Origin of the sequence: Kitasatospora sp. NPDC048296 (assembly GCF_043201815.1) — a bacterium.
In the GTDB taxonomy this organism is placed as follows: Bacteria; Actinomycetota; Actinomycetes; order Streptomycetales; family Streptomycetaceae; genus Kitasatospora.
In genome coordinates this window covers 1-1,445 of record NZ_JBICZB010000215.1, presented here as the reverse complement: position 1 = coordinate 1,445, position 1,445 = coordinate 1, and the positions used below count along the sequence as shown (strand labels likewise).

The window sequence follows — 1,445 nt, the reverse complement described above, 5'->3', positions numbered from 1 at the left end:
GCGGCCCGAGAGCAGCCAGGGCAGGACGGCCGGGGCCGTGCCCTCGGTGTCGGTCGTGTCGTCCGACTCGGCCTGCGCGGGGGCTTGTTCGAGGACGATGTGGGCGTTGGTGCCGCCCATGCCGAAGGCGGAGACGCCGGCGGTGTGGGGCTGGTCGGGGTGGGGCCAGGGGGTGAGGGTGGTGGGGACGTGGAGGTTGAGGGTGTCGAGGGGGATGCGGGGGTTGGGGGTGTGGTGGTTGAGGGTGGGGGGGATCTGGTGGTGGTTGAGGGCGAGGACGGTCTTGACGAGGCCGGCGATGCCGGCGGCGCCCTCGAGGTGGCCGATGTTGGTCTTGACGGAGCCGACGGCCAGGGGGGTGCCGGTGGGGCGGTGGGTGGTGAGGGCGGTGGCGAGGGCGGCGGCTTCGATGGGGTCGCCGAGGGGGGTGCCGGTGCCGTGGAGTTCGACGTAGTGGACGTCGGCGGGGGCGAGGCGGGCGTTGCGGTAGGCCTCGCGCAGGACCTGTTCCTGGGCGTGCTGGTTGGGGGTGGTGAGGGTGTCACCGCCGCCGTCGTTGTTGACGGCGCTGCCGCGGATGACGGCGAGGATGCGGTCGCCGTCGGCGGTGGCGCGGGCCAGGGGCTTGAGGACGACGACGGCACCGCCCTCGCCGCGGACGTAGCCGTTGGCGCGTTCGTCGAAGGTGAAGCAGCGGCCGTCGGGGGAGAGCCCGCCGAACTTGGCGGAGGTGATGGTGCTGTCCGGGACGAGGGTGAGGTTGACGCCGCCGGCGAGGGCGAGGTCGGACTCACCGCGGCGCAGGCTCTCGCAGGCGAGGTGGACGGCGACCAGGGAGGAGGACTGCCCGGAGTCGACGGTCAGGCTGGGGCCCTGCAGGCCGAGGGTGTAGGAGACCCGGTTGGCGATGATGCTGCGGTGCAGGCCGGTGAGGGTGTGGTGGCCCGTGTTGTCGTCGGCGTGCCGGTTGGTCAGGGTCGCGTAGTCGTCCCAGATCGCCCCGACGAACATGCCGGTCCTGGTGCCCTTGAGGTCGGCGGGCACGATCGCGCCGGACTCCAGCGCCTCCCAGCCCAGCTCCAGGACGAGGCGCTGCTGGGGGTCCATCGCGGCGGCTTCGCGGGGGGAGATGCCGAAGAACGCGGGGTCGAAGTGGTCGACCTGGTCGAGGTATCCGCCCCGGCGGGTGTGGGTGCGCCCGGGCGTCGCCGGATCGGGCGCGTAGAACGCGTCCGCGTCCCACCGGTCGGCCGGGGTCTCATCGATGGCATCGACACCGTCCCGCAGCAGCCGCCAGAAAGCATCCGCGTTCGGGGCCTTCGGGAACCGGCACGCCAGACCCACGATCGCGACGGCGTCCGCCAGATCGCATGCCGGAATACGCTTCGATGTCATTCGCAGATCCCCGTTTCGCGACGATAGCTCATCGATCCAACAGCCAACCG

Annotated in this window: 1 protein-coding gene; it reads right to left on the bottom strand. The window is 72.0% G+C overall.

Features of this window, described 5'->3' with window-relative positions; genetic code table 11:
• Positions 1-1,395 (bottom strand): type I polyketide synthase (locus ACGF12_RS38565; protein WP_393041333.1); only part of this gene is annotated, 1,395 nt, incomplete at its 3' end.
• Positions 1,396-1,445 lie beyond the last annotated feature (50 nt).